General features: G+C 72.5%; 18 protein-coding genes. 10 read left to right on the forward strand and 8 right to left on the reverse strand.

The window, feature by feature from the left end:
- Positions 1-13: 13 nt before the first annotated feature.
- A complete protein-coding gene (locus FHG89_RS26405) occupies positions 14-289 on the reverse strand; it encodes a hypothetical protein (protein WP_139587111.1) in 276 nt (91 codons plus the stop codon).
- Between the two features lie 119 nt (positions 290-408).
- Positions 409-885, reverse strand: coding sequence for a MarR family winged helix-turn-helix transcriptional regulator (locus FHG89_RS26410; RefSeq protein WP_139587112.1), 477 nt, complete (start codon positions 883-885; stop codon positions 409-411).
- Positions 886-959: 74 nt separating this feature from the next.
- Between FHG89_RS26410 and FHG89_RS26415 the strand changes: the two genes are divergently transcribed.
- Entirely contained in the window at positions 960-1,514 is a 555-nt protein-coding gene (locus tag FHG89_RS26415; protein ID WP_139587113.1) for a carboxymuconolactone decarboxylase family protein, read from the forward strand.
- A 4-nt stretch (positions 1,515-1,518) separates the two neighbouring features.
- On the opposite strand, the gene FHG89_RS26420 is transcribed toward FHG89_RS26415, so the two are convergent.
- Positions 1,519-2,394 carry an alpha/beta fold hydrolase gene (locus FHG89_RS26420; protein ID WP_139587114.1) on the reverse strand — a complete coding sequence of 292 codons (876 nt, stop codon included), beginning with the start codon at positions 2,392-2,394 and terminating at the stop codon, positions 1,519-1,521.
- A 131-nt stretch (positions 2,395-2,525) separates the two neighbouring features.
- Between FHG89_RS26420 and FHG89_RS26425 the strand changes: the two genes are divergently transcribed.
- The 4 genes from FHG89_RS26425 (at position 2,526) to mqnP (ending at position 6,062) form a co-directional block, all read left to right on the forward strand.
- Positions 2,526-3,332: a helix-turn-helix domain-containing protein gene (locus tag FHG89_RS26425; protein WP_139587115.1), complete on the forward strand. Its 807-nt coding sequence runs from the start codon at positions 2,526-2,528 to the stop codon at positions 3,330-3,332.
- The gene (locus FHG89_RS26430) at positions 3,323-3,511 is read left to right on the forward strand and encodes a DUF397 domain-containing protein (protein WP_139587116.1); all 189 of its coding nucleotides are present in this window, start codon (positions 3,323-3,325) and stop codon (positions 3,509-3,511) included. The genes FHG89_RS26425 and FHG89_RS26430 overlap by 10 nt, the downstream gene beginning before the upstream one ends.
- Before the next feature lie 179 nt (positions 3,512-3,690).
- On the forward strand, positions 3,691-5,151 hold the full coding sequence (locus FHG89_RS26435; RefSeq protein WP_139587117.1) for a menaquinone biosynthesis decarboxylase: 1,461 nt from the start codon (positions 3,691-3,693) through the stop codon (positions 5,149-5,151).
- The gene (gene mqnP, locus FHG89_RS26440) at positions 5,151-6,062 is read left to right on the forward strand and encodes a menaquinone biosynthesis prenyltransferase MqnP (protein ID WP_139587118.1); all 912 of its coding nucleotides are present in this window, start codon (positions 5,151-5,153) and stop codon (positions 6,060-6,062) included. Before FHG89_RS26435 ends, mqnP begins: the two co-directional genes overlap by 1 nt.
- Here mqnP and FHG89_RS26445 read toward each other — a convergent pair.
- On the reverse strand, positions 6,051-7,034 hold the full coding sequence (locus FHG89_RS26445) for a terpene synthase family protein (RefSeq protein ID WP_139587119.1): 984 nt from the start codon (positions 7,032-7,034) through the stop codon (positions 6,051-6,053). The two genes, mqnP and FHG89_RS26445, sit on opposite strands and share 12 nt — an antisense overlap.
- A gap of 148 nt (positions 7,035-7,182) precedes the next feature.
- On the opposite strand from FHG89_RS26445, the gene FHG89_RS26450 reads away from it, so the two are divergent.
- Entirely contained in the window at positions 7,183-7,827 is a 645-nt protein-coding gene (locus FHG89_RS26450; RefSeq protein WP_139587120.1) for a UbiX family flavin prenyltransferase, read from the forward strand.
- A 61-nt stretch (positions 7,828-7,888) separates the two neighbouring features.
- On the opposite strand, the gene FHG89_RS26455 is transcribed toward FHG89_RS26450, so the two are convergent.
- On the reverse strand, positions 7,889-8,155 hold the full coding sequence (locus FHG89_RS26455) for a BldC family transcriptional regulator (RefSeq protein ID WP_007454516.1): 267 nt from the start codon (positions 8,153-8,155) through the stop codon (positions 7,889-7,891).
- A 269-nt stretch (positions 8,156-8,424) separates the two neighbouring features.
- On the opposite strand from FHG89_RS26455, the gene FHG89_RS26460 reads away from it, so the two are divergent.
- From FHG89_RS26460 to cds1, 3 genes are read left to right on the forward strand one after another with little or no spacing between them, the layout of a single operon-like run.
- Positions 8,425-8,883: an Lrp/AsnC family transcriptional regulator gene (locus FHG89_RS26460; RefSeq protein ID WP_139587121.1), complete on the forward strand. Its 459-nt coding sequence runs from the start codon at positions 8,425-8,427 to the stop codon at positions 8,881-8,883.
- 47 nt (positions 8,884-8,930) lie between these two features.
- Positions 8,931-9,761: an SDR family NAD(P)-dependent oxidoreductase gene (locus tag FHG89_RS26465; protein ID WP_139587122.1), complete on the forward strand. Its 831-nt coding sequence runs from the start codon at positions 8,931-8,933 to the stop codon at positions 9,759-9,761.
- A gap of 31 nt (positions 9,762-9,792) precedes the next feature.
- Entirely contained in the window at positions 9,793-10,884 is a 1,092-nt protein-coding gene (gene cds1 / locus FHG89_RS26470; protein ID WP_139587123.1) for an L-cysteine desulfhydrase Cds1, read from the forward strand.
- A gap of 4 nt (positions 10,885-10,888) precedes the next feature.
- On the opposite strand, the gene FHG89_RS26475 is transcribed toward cds1, so the two are convergent.
- From FHG89_RS26475 to FHG89_RS33970, 3 genes are all read right to left on the reverse strand, one after another.
- Positions 10,889-11,509 carry a putative glycolipid-binding domain-containing protein gene (locus FHG89_RS26475; protein ID WP_139587128.1) on the reverse strand — a complete coding sequence of 207 codons (621 nt, stop codon included), beginning with the start codon at positions 11,507-11,509 and terminating at the stop codon, positions 10,889-10,891.
- Positions 11,510-11,616: 107 nt separating this feature from the next.
- Positions 11,617-13,467, reverse strand: coding sequence for a DEAD/DEAH box helicase (locus FHG89_RS26480; RefSeq protein ID WP_425280222.1), 1,851 nt, complete (start codon positions 13,465-13,467; stop codon positions 11,617-11,619).
- Positions 13,468-13,662: 195 nt separating this feature from the next.
- Positions 13,663-13,995 (reverse strand): hypothetical protein, encoded by a 333-nt coding sequence (locus FHG89_RS33970; RefSeq protein ID WP_244295875.1) that lies wholly within the window; start codon positions 13,993-13,995, stop codon positions 13,663-13,665.
- Positions 13,996-14,005: 10 nt separating this feature from the next.
- Between FHG89_RS33970 and FHG89_RS26490 the strand changes: the two genes are divergently transcribed.
- A partial coding sequence (locus FHG89_RS26490; RefSeq protein ID WP_208761119.1) for a hypothetical protein occupies positions 14,006-14,229 on the forward strand: 224 nt, incomplete at its 3' end.

Raw genomic sequence — 14,229 nt, forward strand, 5'->3', positions numbered from 1 at the left:
GGCATCCATGATCTTAGAGATCGCCTGTGACAGTTCTCGATCGGTCGACCGGGCCGCGATCCCCTGCGAAACGGGCCTCGGCCGGCGGCCGCCGCGCCGGCCGCCAGGCGCGTAGAGCCCGCTCGACCTGGATGGTGACCTGATAGGACACCTCGGGCAGGTCGGCCAGCTCGATCCGCTCGCCCCGCAGCGCCACCTGCGCGTGCAGCTCCCGGGCGATGGTGTCGCGCAGCTCGACCAGCAGGGGCGACAACCCGTCCGGGTCGCCGACGACGTACGCGTCCGACATGCCCCCAGCCTGCGCCGAGGCACGGCCGTTGCGCCAGGACCGGTGAGATGTGTCCGCAGGGCTTGACCCACTCCGATGTGGTGGCGTCCTGCGCACCACGTCGGCGATCTGGTGTGGGGTCAGCCGCCGAACCAGCCCGGCACGTCGAGGCGGAACCAGTTGGCCGAGGCCATCGTGCGCAGGTCGTCCTCCAGGGCGGCGACGCGCTCCTCGCCCAGGGCCTCGGCCCACTGCTCGCGCAGCCGGTCGAAGGTCTCCGCCGAGCGGCGTAGCCCGTCGGCGCCGTGTTCCGTCACCCGGACCAGCCGGCGGCGGGCGTCGGACGGATCGTCGACCCGTTCCAGGTAGCCGACGGCGACCAGCCGGTCGACCGTCTTGCCGGCCGCCTGCTTGGAGATGCCCAGCCGTTGGCCCAGCTCGGTGGCGGTGGTGCCGTGCACCCCGACGGCCTGCAACACGAAGCCGTGCAACGGGCGCAGCTCGGGATGCCCCTGCCTGGCCAGTTCGGCGTGCAGGTCGTCGATCAGGGTGCGGAAGCCGGCCAGCAGCAACAGCGGGAGCTGGAAGCCGGGCCGGGCGGGATCAGCGGTTGCCATGTTCGACAACCACGTTTACTATTTCGTCAACCACGTTGACCATCTTACGGCGCACGCCGTGGAAGCAGGTAACCATGTCCGTCTTCACCGCCCACACCGCCGAGACCGCACCCACCGCCGCCCGCCGGACCGTCGAGGGCGTACGCGGCCGGTTCGGCTGGCTGCCCACCCCGGTGGCGCTGATGGCCGAGTCGCCACAGCTGCTCAGCGGCTTCCTCACCGCCAGCGCGGGCTTCGAACAGGCCAGCCTCGCGCCGGTGGAGCGGGAGGTGGTCATCCTGACCGTCTCCACCTCCCACGAATGCCACGTCTGCGTGGCCATGCACACCGGCAAGATCACCGAGATGGGCGCGAGCGCCGCGCTGATCACCGCGCTGCGCGCCGGCACGGAGCTTCCCGAGCCGCGACTGGAGGCGCTGCGCCAGTTCACGCTGGCCGTGCTCAGGCACCAGGGCGCGGTGCCCGACGACGAGCTGGAAGCCTTCCTGGCCTCCGGCTACCAACCCCGGCAGGCGCTGGACGTGGTGCTGGGCGTCGGGGCGTACACCATGTCGACCTTCGCCAATCGGCTCACCCGCGCGCCGCTCGACCCGCCGCTGGCCGCCCACGCCTGGGCGCCCGCCGCCTGACTGGTCAGCCCGCGCCGAGGAAGTCGCGCAGCAGGGTGAGCATCTCGTCCGGGCGTTCCTCGTACAGCCAGTGCCCGCAGTCGTCGATCACTTCGCCACGGACCGTGTCGGCGTACCGGCGGACCTGCTCGGCGACCTGCCCACCGAGGCTGGCCGACGCGCCCACGGCCAGCACCGGCATCGTCAGCTTCGTAGCCCGGTACGCCGCGTTGTCGACGATGTCCTGATCGAACGCGCGGAAGTAGGCGAAGCTGGCCGTCAGGTGCGCCGGGTCGCGCAGGTGGCGGGCGAACTCCTCGATGTCGGGCGCGGCGATGCTGCCCTTGCGCACCATCAGGGCGTCGGTGAACCGGTCCACCCAGAGCGACTCCCGCCCGCGGACCAGCTCCTCCGCAAGCCCATTGTCAATCGAGAAGAAGCCGAAGTTCCACACCCCCGGCCCGGCCGCGGTGAGCGCGGGGAACGTGTAGATGCTCTCGTCGGGAATCGGCGCCTCGGTGAGCGCCAGCCGGCTCACCCGCTGCGGATGGGCGGCGGCGTACGCGTACGCCACCATCGTCCCCAGGTCGTGCCCGACCACTCGCAGGTCGGCGGTCAGGCCGAGCTGGTCGAGCAGTGCGTGCAGGTCGGCGGCGACCGTCTTCTTGTCGTACCCGCCAGCGGGGGCGTCGCTGTCCCCGAAGCCGCGCAGGTCGGGCGCGACCACGTCGTAGGAGCGTCCCAGCTCGGGTAGCAGGTGCCGCCACATGTGCCAACACTGCGGATAGCCGTGCAGCAGCACCAGTGGCGGGCCGCTGCCGCCCCGGACGTAGTTCAGGGTTATCTCGCCGATCCGCGCCCGTTGCTCGGTGAACCCCGCCGGCATCCGCTCCGCCCCCATCGCTGCCTCCGTCCGCCCGCTTTGAGACTCGCGATACCCCGATATGGCCGTTGGATGCTGACTCAGGGTCGTGAGTTCGCTACCTTGCGGCAGGCGGATCGATGTGGTCCTTCATTGGCGGGAGGCGGCGAATGGCCCCAGTGGTGTCGACGGTGGCGATGATCCGGGACCAGCTCCGCCGGTCGCGGCTCGCGGCCGGCATGAGTCAGGAGGAGTACGGCAAGCGGGCGCACTACTCGCCCTCCATGGTGTCGGCGGTCGAGTTGGGCCAGACCGTGCCCAACCTGGCGTACCTGACCCGGGCCGACGAGGTGCTCGACACCGGTGGGCTGCTGGTCTCGCTGCGCGAGCTGGGCCGGCGGGACGGTGAGCCGGTCTGGTTCCGGCCCTGGTTGGAGGTCGAGCGGGTCGCCACCCAGTTGCGCTGCTTCGGCGCGACGATGATCCCCGGCCTGTTGCAGACCGCCGACTACGCCCGCGCGGTGTTCCGGCTCGACCTGGGGCTCACCGCCGAGCGGGTGGAGGAGTTGGTGGCCGCCCGGCTGGAGCGGCAGGTGATCCTCGACCGGGAGCATCCGCCGCAGCTCACCGCCGTGATCGACGAGGCCGCGTTGCAGCGCTTCGCGGAGGGCTGCGCCGGGGTGTTGGCCGGTCAGCTCCGGCACCTGGTGGCGTGCGCCCGTCGGCCGCACATCCGGGTGCACGTGCTGCCGCAGGCGGTCGGGCTGCACGCCGGCCTGTTCGGGCCGTTCATCCTCGGTCGCACCGCCGACGGTAGTTGGCTCGGCTTCCTCGACAACCAGACCGGCGGCACCGCCGTCGACGAGAACAACGAGGTGGCGACCCTGCTCGGAAGGTGGGAGAGTCTGCGCAGTGACGCGCTGCCCCGGCAGCAGTCCATCGACCTGCTCGAGGAGATCGTGAAGCCATGGATCTGACCGGAGCCCGCTGGCACAAGTCCACCCGGAGCGGCAACGACGCCGGCGCCTGCGTCGAGGTCGCCGACAACCTGCCCGGCCGGGTGCACGTCCGCGATTCCAAGGACCGCGACGGTGGCGTGCTGACCTTCAGCCCGGCCGCGTGGCGCGCCTTCGTCGAGCTGGCCCGCACCGACTGACCGCGCCGGCTGACCGCGCCGCCGGTCCACGGGCCGTCGCTGGGCGACGGCCCGTGCCGACCTGGCCGGTGGCCGCGCCGCGCCCGGCGGCCCCGCGGACGGCCGTCGACCCGGGCCGTCGCGGGTGTCACAGCACCCGCGGTGGGCCGCCTCGGACCCGGTGCGGGAGACTGGCGGGTATGGCGGCTCGTGGCTTCCCGTACACCGATCTGAAGGACTTCCTCGCGGCGCTGGAGCGCGCGGGGGAGCTGCGTCGGGTCGACGTCCCCGTCGACCCGACCCTGGAGATCAGCGAGGTGGTCACCCGCACGGTGCGCGCCGGTGGGCCGGCGCTGCTCTTCGAGCACCCCACCCGGGGCGAGATGCCGGTGGCGATCAACCTGTTCGGCACCGAGAAGCGGATGGCGATGGCCCTCGGCGTCGACTCGCTGGACGAGATCGGCGAGCGGATCGGCGCGATGATCAAGCCGGAGCTGCCGGTCGGCTGGTCCGGCATCCGCGAGGGCCTGGGCAAGGTCATGCAGCTCAAGTCGCTGCCCCCACGCAAGGTCAAGACCGCGCCCTGCCAGGAGGTGGTCTACCGGGGCGACGACGTCGACCTGGGCCGGCTGCCGGGATTGCAGGTCTGGCCCGGCGACGGCGGGATCTTCCACAACTACGGGCTGACCCACACCAAGCACCCGGAGACCGGCAAGCGCAACCTGGGCCTCTACCGGCTCCAGCAGCACGGCCGCAACACCCTCGGCATGCACTGGCAGATCCACAAGGACTCCACCGCGCACCACGCGGTCGCCGAGCGGCTCGGCCAGCGCCTGCCGGTCGCGATCGCGATCGGCTGCGACCCCGTCGTCTCGTACGCGGCCAGCGCGCCGCTGCCCGGCGACATCGACGAGTACCTGTTCGCCGGGTTCCTGCGCGGCGAGCGGGTGGAGATGGTCGACTGCCTCACCGTGCCGTTGCAGGTGCCGGCGCACGCGCAGATCGTCCTGGAGGGCTACCTGGAGCCCGGCGAGCGACTGCCCGAGGGGCCGTTCGGCGACCACACCGGCTACTACACGCCGGTCGAGCCGTTCCCGGTGCTGCACATCGAGACGATGACCACGCAGCGCGACCCGGTCTACCACTCGATCGTCACGTCGAAGCCGCCGCAGGAGGACCACGGGCTCGGCAAGGCCACCGAGCGGATCTTCCAACCGCTGCTCAAGATGCTGATCCCGGACATCGTCGACTACGACCTGCCGGCCGCCGGGGTCTTCCACAACTGCGCGATCGTCTCCATCCGCAAGCGCTACCCCAAGCACGCGCAGAAGGTGATGAACGCGATCTGGGGCGCGCACCTCATGTCGCTCACCAAGCTGATCGTGATCGTCGACGAGGACTGCGACGTGCACGACTACAACGAGGTCGCCTTCCGCGCGTTCGGCAACGTCGACTACGCCCGTGACCTGCTGCTGACCGAGGGGCCGGTGGACCACCTCGACCACTCGTCGTACCAGCAGTTCTGGGGCGGCAAGGCCGGCGTCGACGCGACCCGCAAGCTGCCCACCGAGGGCTACACCCGCGGTTGGCCGGAGGAGATGACCATGGCCCCGGAAGTCGCGGCCCTTGTCGACAAGCGCTGGAAGGAGTACGGGATCTGATGGCCGTCCTCGACGCACCGGTGGAGAAGCCGGGCCGGGTCAAGTCCTTCCTCAAGCTCGTCGCCATCGAGCACTCGGTGTTCGCGCTGCCCTTCGCGTACCTTTCGGCGCTGACCGCCATGCAGGTCGACGGCGGGCACGTGCGGTGGCTCGACCTGCTGCTGATCACCGTGGCGATGGTCGGTGCGCGGACGTTCGCGATGGCCGCCAACCGGATCCTCGACCGGCGCATCGACGCCCGGAACCCGCGTACCGCCGGACGGGAACTGGTCACCGGGGCCGTGAGCGTGCGGACGGCCTGGACCGGCGCGGCCGTCGCGCTTGTGGTGTTCCTCGCCGCCGCCGCCCTGCTCAACCCGCTCTGCCTGGTGCTGGCGCCGCTCGCCGTGGTGCCGCTGGTCGTCTACCCGTACGGCAAGCGGTTCACCAACTGGCCGCACGCCATCCTCGCGATCGCCCAGGCGGTCGGCCCGGTCGGCGCCTGGCTGGCGGTCACCGGCACCCTGGACGGATCCTGGCCGGCCTGGCTGCTCGGCGCGGCCGTCGGACTGTGGATCGGCGGGTTCGACCTGATCTACGCCTGCCAGGACTCCGAGATCGACCAGGAGATCGGCGTGCACAGTGTGCCCGCCCGGTACGGCCGGCGCTTCGCGCTGCACGCCTCCACCGTCGCGCACGTGGTGACATTCGCGCTGTTCATCTGGTTCGGCGCGCTGGTCGGCTTCGGCTGGCTCTGGTGGATCGGGCTGGCGTTGACCGCCGTCGCGTTCGGCTACCAGCACCTCGTGGTCACGCCGACCGACCTGAGCAAGGTCAACCGGGCGTTCTTCACCGCCAACGGCTTCGTGGGCATCGCGCTGTTCGTGTTCGCCCTGCTCGACCTGGTGATCCGGCTCGGCCTACGACACTGAGGCCGGCTGCCCCACGGCGGCGGGGTAGCGGGCGCTCTCCAACGTCCAGTCGATGGTGCCGCGGACCGCGTACGCCACCCCGTCGAGATGGTCGGCGACCGCCTCGTCCAGCGCAGGGCCGAACGACGGCACCGCGGCCCGCAACGCGACGAAGCGGCGCATCGACTCCCGCCAGCGTTCGGCCGCCCGGTCGACCGCCACCGCCGCCGACACGCCCCACTCCGCCTGCATGGCGAGGACCAGGTTGTGCCCATCGGCGGTGGCACCGTCCCGGTCCAGTGAGGCCAGGTCGTTGTACCAGGACAGCAGGTCGTTGCCGGTGCGGGCGACCTCGCGCAGCAGCGGGTGGTGGTAGACCGGGTCGGGCAGCAGCCGACCGCTGACGAACTCCACAAGCGGGTACGACACCTCCGCCGCCGAGGTCGCCCGCCGCAGCTCGACGTACTCCGTCACGCTCGGACGGCGGCTGGCCTCCTTGTTGACCGCCTCCTGCCAGGTGCCGTCCAGGTGCCGGGCGACCGCGTCGGCGAAACGCAGCCGCCAACGGGCCGGCATCCGGCGGCGGGGCTCCCGCCAGGCCAGCACCAGCAGCCGCCGCAGCGGACCGGTCAACCCGGCCTGCCGCAGCCGGGGACCGTCGTGCAGCAGGGCCAGGGTGCCGTTGCGCAGCGCCCGGATCTGCTCCGGCGCCAACCGGCCCGGCCCGTCGCAGGCGTCGTCGACCAGGAAGAACCAGGTGAACAGGGCGGTCAACGACCGCAGGTCGGCCTCGGTCGCGTCCGGGTAGAGCCGGCCGGCGTACCGGGCGAAGCCTCCCCGGGCCAGCCGGCGCAGCGCGGCGTCGTCCCGTGCCAGCCCCAACTCGGGCAGCAGGCCGAGCAGCCACTCCTGCACCGGGTCCGCGTACGGCGAGAGCCGGGCCGGAAGAGGACACTCGGCGCACAACGTCCGAAGGACCTCGCCGGTCGTCACCGATGCCTCCCGCAAACCGCTCCCGGTGCCAATCGCCACCGGCAGCATGTCAGGTCGACGGGATGCCCACACACCCGCCGGACATGTCGGACCGCCCCGGTGCGGGGGTGCCCACCGACGGACCGGCCCGACCAGGCAGGCTGAGGGTATGCGGGAACCATGGGTGGTCGGTGTCTCCGGGGCCTCCGGCACGCCGTACGCGGCGGCGGTCATCGCCGGACTGCTCGACGCGGGCGAACCGGTGGACCTGATCGTGTCCCGGGCGGCGCGGCTCACCGTGCTCGACGAGACCGGTCGGCCGTTCCGGGACGCCCACTGGGCCGAGGACCTCGCCGCCTGGCTCGGGCGGGACCTGACCGGCGCGGACGTGCGGCACTGGCCGGCGGGCGACCTCGCGGCCGGGCCGAGCAGCGGCTCCTACCGGGTACGGGGTATGGCCGTTGTCCCGGCCAGCACGGCCGCCTGCGCGGGCATCGCGATCGGGCTCTCCAAGGATCTGTTGCAGCGCGCCGCGGAGGTCAACCTCAAGGAACGACGCCCGGTGGTGATGGTCCCCCGGGAGACGCCGGTGACCCGCAGCCACCTGGAGCATCTCATCGACCTGCACGACGCCGGCGCGGTCGTGCTGCCGGCCAGCCCCGGCTTCTACGGGGCCGGCGCGGCGGCCAGCGCCCAGCAGTTGGTCGACTTCGTGGCCGGCAAGGTGCTGGACGCGCTAGGCGTCCCGCACAGCCTGTTCCGACGGTGGTCCGGCCAGCTCGGCTCAGCTCGCTCGGCCGAGCCGCCTCGCTGATCGTCGCAGCGGGACGCGGACCGGACTACTGTCCGGCCCGCGTGACGTTGTCCGCACCAGTTCAGTACATGCCGGCGTTGGCCGGACCCGGCCCGGTGGAGGCGGCCGGTCCCACGTTGCGTGGTTTTCCGACCTCGTCCACCTCGTCCAGCATGCCCTCCCCCTCAAGCAGGGCCCGCACCTCGGATTCCCGAAACCGGCGATGCCCGCCTGGAGTCCGGATGCTTCCTATCCGGCCGGCCGCCGCCCATCTCGTCACAGTCTTCGGGTCCACCCGAAACAGCGCGGCGACCTCACCCGGTGTCAGCAGGCGATCTCCAGTGTCCACAGCCCCCTCCTCGCGTCGACGAAGCCCCTGGCTGAACACACTGCCCCCGGCTGGTGCGAGCCCAGAGCCGTCATGAGGGACGTATGGCAATTACAGCACCAGGGACCTGGCCTGTCCGCCAAACGCGAAAAATGCACTGAGTGGGAAGTTAGTAAATGGTACTGGTGCAACCCCTACCTTGACCGGCTGTTTGTGAACAGTTACTCACTGCTGTATGCAACGGATGCCGAAGGCTTCGCGTTACGCCCAACCGGTTAAGGTCACTCTCCGTGGACGCCATCGACCTGAGCCTCGTCGACCTGCTGCGCGGCAACGCCCGCCTGTCGTACGCCGAACTGGCCCGACAGGTTGGCCTCTCCGCCCCCGCCGTTCACGAGCGGGTCGGCAAGCTGGAGAGCAGCGGCGTGGTGCGCGGCTACCGCGCGGACGTCGAGCCGGAGGCGATCGGGCTGGGCGTCACCGCGCTGATCGGCATCGTCGAGGACTCCGGAGCGGACTCCGACGACATGCTCGAGTCGCTGCGGGTGCTGCCCGAGATCGAGTCCTGCTACTTCATGGCCGGCGTGGAGTCGTTCCTGCTCAAGGCACGGGTCGGCACGATCGCCGAGCTGGAACAGCTGATCGTGCGGCTCAACCGGACGCCCGGTGTCGCCTCCACCCGCACCGCCATCGCGCTCAGCACCAAGTGGGAGAACCGCCCCCAGCCGGTCGGCCCGCCGGCTCCCTGACCGCGTACCCCTGGTGCCGCCCCGCCCACCGGCGGTAGCGTTCGCCGATGACCTCGCCCCGACGTGGCACGGCCGTGGTGACCGGGGCGGCGGGCGGCCTGGGTCGCGCCATCGCCGCCGCGCTGCACGACGACGGCTGGTCGGTGCTGCTCACCGACCTCGACGCCGCGGCGGTGGCCGCCGCCGCCGCGCCGCTCGGCGGGTGGTCCGCCGCCCTGGACGTGCGGGACGAGGTGGCCTGCGCGGAGGTCGCGGCGACGGCGGCGAGTCGGGGCGGCCTCGACCTCTGGGTCAACAACGCCGGCATCCTGGTCACCGGCCCGGCCTGGGAACACGACGGGCGGACCCGCCGCCGGGTGCTCGACGTGAACGCGTTCGGCGCGATGAACGGCACCCTCGCCGCGCTCGCGCTCATGCGCGAGCAGGGCCACGGCCACGTGCTCAACGTCGTGTCGCTGGCCGGGCTGATCGCCGCGCCCGGCGAGACGGTGTACGCGGCCAGCAAACACGCACTGCTGGCGTTCAGCCTCGGCACCCTGACCGACCTGCGGATGGCCGGGTACCGGCGGGTGCACGTCTCCTGCCTCTGCCCGGACGGCATCTGGACCCCGATGCTGCACGACCGGCTGGACGACCCGGGAGCGCTCGCCTCGTTCACCGGAACGATGCTGACCCCGCAGCGCGTCGCCGCCCGCGCGGCCCGGCTGGCCCGCCGGCCACGACCGGTGGTCAGCCTGCCCCGCTGGCGGGGAGCGCAGGTCCGACTGCTGGACGCGCTGCCCCGGCTGGCCGTCGCGCTGACCCCGGTCGTCCGGGCCGCCGGCCGGGCCGGGCAGCGCCGCCAACTGCGCCGGACCGCCCCACCGGACCGGAGCTGACCACCTCCGGCCTGCTTGCTAGGTTTCCGGCGTGACTCATCTCGACAGGTGCGACGAGGCCAGCCGGACCTGGGTGACCGAGGCGATCGCCACCGTCGAGGCGGACGCGAACCGCTCGGCCGACACCCACCTGCTGCCGTTCCCGCTGCCCCGGGCATGGGGGATCGACCTGTACCTCAAGGACGAGTCGTCACACCCGACCGGCTCGCTGAAGCACCGGCTGGCCCGCTCGCTCTTCCTCTACGGGCTCTGCAACGGCTGGATCGGGCCGCGCACCACAATCGTCGAGGCGTCGTCCGGCTCCACCGCCGTCTCCGAGGCGTACTTCGCCCGGATGCTCGGCCTGCCGTTCATCGCCGTCATGCCCGCCTCCACCTCCCCGGAGAAGATCTCCCAGATCGAGTTCCAGGGCGGCCGGTGCCACCTGGTCGACGACCCGGCGAGCGTGGTGGTCGAGGCCCGCTGGCTGGCCGAGGACACCGGCGGGCACTTCATGGACCAGTTCACGTACGCCGAGCGGGCCACCGACTGGCGGGGCAACAACAACATCGCCGAGTCGATCTACGCGCAGCTGAAGCTGGAACGGCACCCGATCCCGGCCTGGATCGTGGTCGGCGCCGGCACCGGCGGCACCAGCGCGACCATCGGCCGGTACGCCCGGTACCAGCGGCTGCCCACCAAACTGTGCGTGGTGGACCCGGAGAATTCCGCGTTCTACCCGGCCTGGCTCGCCGCCGACTGGTCGGTACGCACCGGCAGGGGCTCCCGGATCGAGGGCATCGGCCGTCCCACCGTGGAGGCGTCCTTCGTGCCATCCGTGGTGGACCGGATGGTCCAGGTGCCGGACGCGGCGTCGATCGCCGCCATGCGGGCCGGCTCGGCGGTGCTCGGCCGTCGGGTCGGCGGCTCGACCGGCACCAACCTGTGGGGCGCGTTCGGCCTGATCGCCGACATGCTCGCCGAGGGGCGGACCGGCTCGGTGGTCACCCTGATCTGTGACCCCGGCGACCGGTACGCCGACTCGTACTACGCCGACGGCTGGGTGGCCGCCCAGGGCCTCGACCTGACGCCGCACCTGGCCACCGTCGAGCGGTTCCTGAGCAGCGGCGAATGGCCCGCCTGAGCGCTCAGCGCGGGTCGATCCGTTCGGCCAGCCCCGGGTAGCGCACCACGTACCCGTCGGCGTCCACGTCGATGTCGGCGGTGAAGGTGCCGCTGGCGAACCGCACCCGGCCCGGCCCGAGCCCGGTGTAGATCTGCTCGGCCGCCACCACCTCAAGGCCGGGCAGCAGCACCCACGCGACGATGATCCGGCGGGGCATGTCGGCGGCCTGGGTGGCCATCCCGAGCCGGTGGAACGGCAGGGCGTTGAACAGCGGCGACCTGCTCAGGTCCACGTCGAGGGCGTCGGCCAGCCGATCCGGGTCGTCGGTGCCCGGCAGACCCGCCCGGGGGTGGCCGGCCGCCACCAGAGCGGCGTCCAGATCGCCCTGCTCGGCGGTCGTCACCCGCCACCTGCCGGTGGCCCGTTCCAGCGTCACCCGGCGCAGCCAGCCCGGCCCCTCGGCCTCGACCTCCACCCGGGTGGTGCTCCAGTCCGGTGCGGTGGTCACCTGGTAGCGGGCCGTCCAGGGGATCGGGTCGACGGCGAGCAGGGTGCCCCGGGCCGCGAGACCGTTGCCGTCGTCGAGCAGCACGTGCTCGCTGCCGGCGGTGTCCGTCCGGGACCAGAAGATCGACTTCGGCATGGTCGGCATGAGCCGGACGTTACGCGACCGCGCCGACATCGGCAGGCCATGCGCGAACGCCGCCGCGGAGCATGCGCTCCGCGACGGCGTTCGGGTGGATCAGTGGATCAGTGGGTACGCGCCGGCGGCCGCCCGCCGAATCCCCGCCGGTCGTCGCGCGGACGGTCGTCCCGGCCACGGCCCTCGGAGCGGAAGCCACCCCGGGTGTCCCGGTCGCCGTAGCGTCGCTCACCGGACGGCCGGTCGCCGTACTGCCGGTCACCGGTGGGACGGTCGCCCTGCCGCCGGTCACCCTGCGGCCGGCCGTCCCGGTCACCGAACTGCGGCCGGTCGCCGTAGCGCCGCTCGCCGGTCGGTCGGTCGCCGTACTGCCGGTCGCCGGTGGGCCGGTCGCCGTAGCGACGCTCGCCGGACGGCCGGCTGTCCCGGTCACCCTGCGGACGGTCGCCGAAGCGCCGCTCGCCGGTGGGCCGGTCGCCGAAGCGGCGCTCGCCCTGCGGGCGGTCGCCGTAGGGCCGGTCGCCCGTCGGCCGGTCGCCGTAGCGGCGCTCGCCGGTGGGCCGGTCGCCGTAGCGGCGGTCGCCGGTGGGCCGGTCGCCGAAGCGGCGGGGGCCGCCGGACCGGTCGTCGAAACGACGCGAGCCGCCGGAGCGGTCACCGTAGCCGCGCGGCTCCGCCTCCACCCGAACCGGAACTCCGCTCGGCTCGCGGGCACCGATCAGCTCGGCCAACACCGGGTCGCCGACCCGGACCCGGGTCTCGGCGGGCGCGACGCCCGCCTTCTCCATCATCGCCAGGGTGGTCCGTCGCTGCTTGGGCAGCACCAGCGTGGCCACGGCACCCGACTCGCCCGCCCGGGCGGTGCGCCCGGCGCGGTGCAGGTAGTCCTTGGGGTCCTTCGGCGGGTCGACGTGCAGCACCAGGGTGACGCCGTCGACGTGGATGCCCCGGGCGGCCACGTCCGTGGCGACCAGGACGTTCATCCGGCCCTCACGGAACTCGGCGAGGGTCTTGGTACGCATCCGCTGGGTCTTGCCGCCGTGCAGGCCACCGGCCCGTACGCCGACCGCGGCGAGCTGCTCGACCAGCCGGTCCACACCGAGCTGGGTACGGGCGAAGACCATGGTCCGGCCGTCCCGGGCGGCGATCGAGGCGGCCACGGGGAACTTCTCGTGCGGCGGGATCAGCAGCATGTGGTGGTCCATGGTGGACACCGAGGCCGTGGACGGTGCCGTGGAGTGGGTCACCGGGTCGTTCATGAACCGCTTGACCAACGCGTCGACGTCACCGTCCAGGGTGGCCGAGAAGAGCAGCCGCTGACCGTTCGCGGGCGTCTTCGCCAGCAGCTCGGTCACCTCCGGCAGGAAGCCCATGTCGGCCATCTGGTCGGCCTCGTCGAGCACCGTCACCTCGACGTCGTCGAGCTGGCAGATGCCCCGCTCGATGAGGTCGCCGAGCCGACCCGGCGTCGCCACGATGATCTCCACGCCGCGCCGCAGCGCGTCGATCTGACGGTCGTAGGGGACCCCGCCGACGGCGGTCTTCAGGAACACGTTGAGGGACTTGCCCAGCGGCAGCAGAGCGTCGTTGACCTGCATGGCCAACTCGCGCGTCGGGACCAGGACCAGGGCGCGCGGCCGCATCGGCCGGGCCGGCCTGCCGGCGGCGACCCGGGCCAGCACCGGCAGGCCGAAGGCGAGCGTCTTGCCCGACCCGGTCTGCCCACGGCCCAGCACGTCGCGGCCGGCGAGCGCGTCGGGCACGGTGGCCCGCTGGATCTCGAAGGGAGTGGTGATGCCCTGCCGCGCCAACGCGCGGACCAGGGGCTCGGGCAGACCGAGCGCGGCGAAGTCGATCTCCGCAGGTGCGGCGTCGACCGGGGCCGGACCGGCCTCGGTGGCCGGGACGGCGGGGTCGTAAACGGACGGAACGATGCTGGGGTCAGCAGAGGTGGTCAACAAATGCCTTTCGAGCGGGGCGCATCTTCGCGATGGCCTGCCGCGGCTGTTGTCGCCGGATCGCCCGCAAGATCGCCCATGGGCGCGCACCACGCGCGCCGGGTCAGTGATCTCGACAAGTGTACGGCGGTTCGCCCAACTCGCCAGCCACATGGCCGACGGTAGTGGGCCGACTCACCATCGCCCTCGGCCGCCTCAGCTGTTGAGCACGTCGCCCATCAGGCCGTCCAGAGCGTTGTTGGCCAGCAGAACCACCAGGACGCTGATCGCCACCAGCAGCCCCAACGCGGCGACCAGGACGAGCAGGACACGCGTCGTACGGGGTCGGTCGGCCGGCGTGTCCGCCCAACCCTGGGCCAGGATGTGCCCGGTCAGGGAGCCGGAATTCTCCACCGCGTTGGCGGGCAAGGCGACGGTGGCGAAGCCCGGCCCCTCCCCGCTGCCGTAGACGGTGCCGGCCAGATCGGCGCCGGCATCCGGCCGGCCGTGTCGGACACCGGCCGTGGCCCGTCCCGCCGCGCTGGTCATGGTCGGCCGGGTGGTGTCGGTGCCCCTGACCGTGGTCGGTGCGGCGCCGGTGGTGGACGGCGGCCAGGCGGGCAGCGCGGGCGCGGGCACCACCGGCGGAGCGGAGACGGGTGCCCCCGCCCAGCCGGCGCCGGAGGTCGGCGCCGAAGGCCCGGCGCCGGACGCCCGGCCCGCCGGAGGGGCGGAGACCGAGGCGGTCGCCCGTACCCCGGGCAGGTGGGACATCGCCGGGGG

The sequence above is a fragment of the Micromonospora orduensis genome (assembly GCF_006228125.1).
Lineage (GTDB): Bacteria > Actinomycetota > Actinomycetes > Mycobacteriales > Micromonosporaceae > Micromonospora > Micromonospora orduensis.

Excerpts from the sequence above, each read along its gene's own strand:
- FHG89_RS26410 (WP_139587112.1), bottom strand. The coding sequence starts at position 885 with ATGGCAACCGCTGATCCCGCCCGGCCCGGCTTCCAGCTCCCGCTGTTG.
- FHG89_RS26430 (WP_139587116.1), top strand. The coding sequence starts at position 3,323 with ATGGATCTGACCGGAGCCCGCTGGCACAAGTCCACCCGGAGCGGCAAC.
- FHG89_RS26420 (WP_139587114.1), bottom strand. The coding sequence starts at position 2,394 with ATGGGGGCGGAGCGGATGCCGGCGGGGTTCACCGAGCAACGGGCGCGG.
- FHG89_RS26435 (WP_139587117.1), top strand. The coding sequence starts at position 3,691 with ATGGCGGCTCGTGGCTTCCCGTACACCGATCTGAAGGACTTCCTCGCG.
- FHG89_RS33970 (WP_244295875.1), bottom strand. The coding sequence starts at position 13,995 with ATGACCAGCGCGGCGGGACGGGCCACGGCCGGTGTCCGACACGGCCGG.
- mqnP (WP_139587118.1), top strand. The coding sequence starts at position 5,151 with ATGGCCGTCCTCGACGCACCGGTGGAGAAGCCGGGCCGGGTCAAGTCC.
- FHG89_RS26465 (WP_139587122.1), top strand. The coding sequence starts at position 8,931 with ATGACCTCGCCCCGACGTGGCACGGCCGTGGTGACCGGGGCGGCGGGC.
- FHG89_RS26405 (WP_139587111.1), bottom strand. The coding sequence starts at position 289 with ATGTCGGACGCGTACGTCGTCGGCGACCCGGACGGGTTGTCGCCCCTG.
- FHG89_RS26425 (WP_139587115.1), top strand. The coding sequence starts at position 2,526 with ATGGCCCCAGTGGTGTCGACGGTGGCGATGATCCGGGACCAGCTCCGC.
- FHG89_RS26450 (WP_139587120.1), top strand. The coding sequence starts at position 7,183 with ATGCGGGAACCATGGGTGGTCGGTGTCTCCGGGGCCTCCGGCACGCCG.
- FHG89_RS26475 (WP_139587128.1), bottom strand. The coding sequence starts at position 11,509 with ATGCCGAAGTCGATCTTCTGGTCCCGGACGGACACCGCCGGCAGCGAG.
- FHG89_RS26415 (WP_139587113.1), top strand. The coding sequence starts at position 960 with ATGTCCGTCTTCACCGCCCACACCGCCGAGACCGCACCCACCGCCGCC.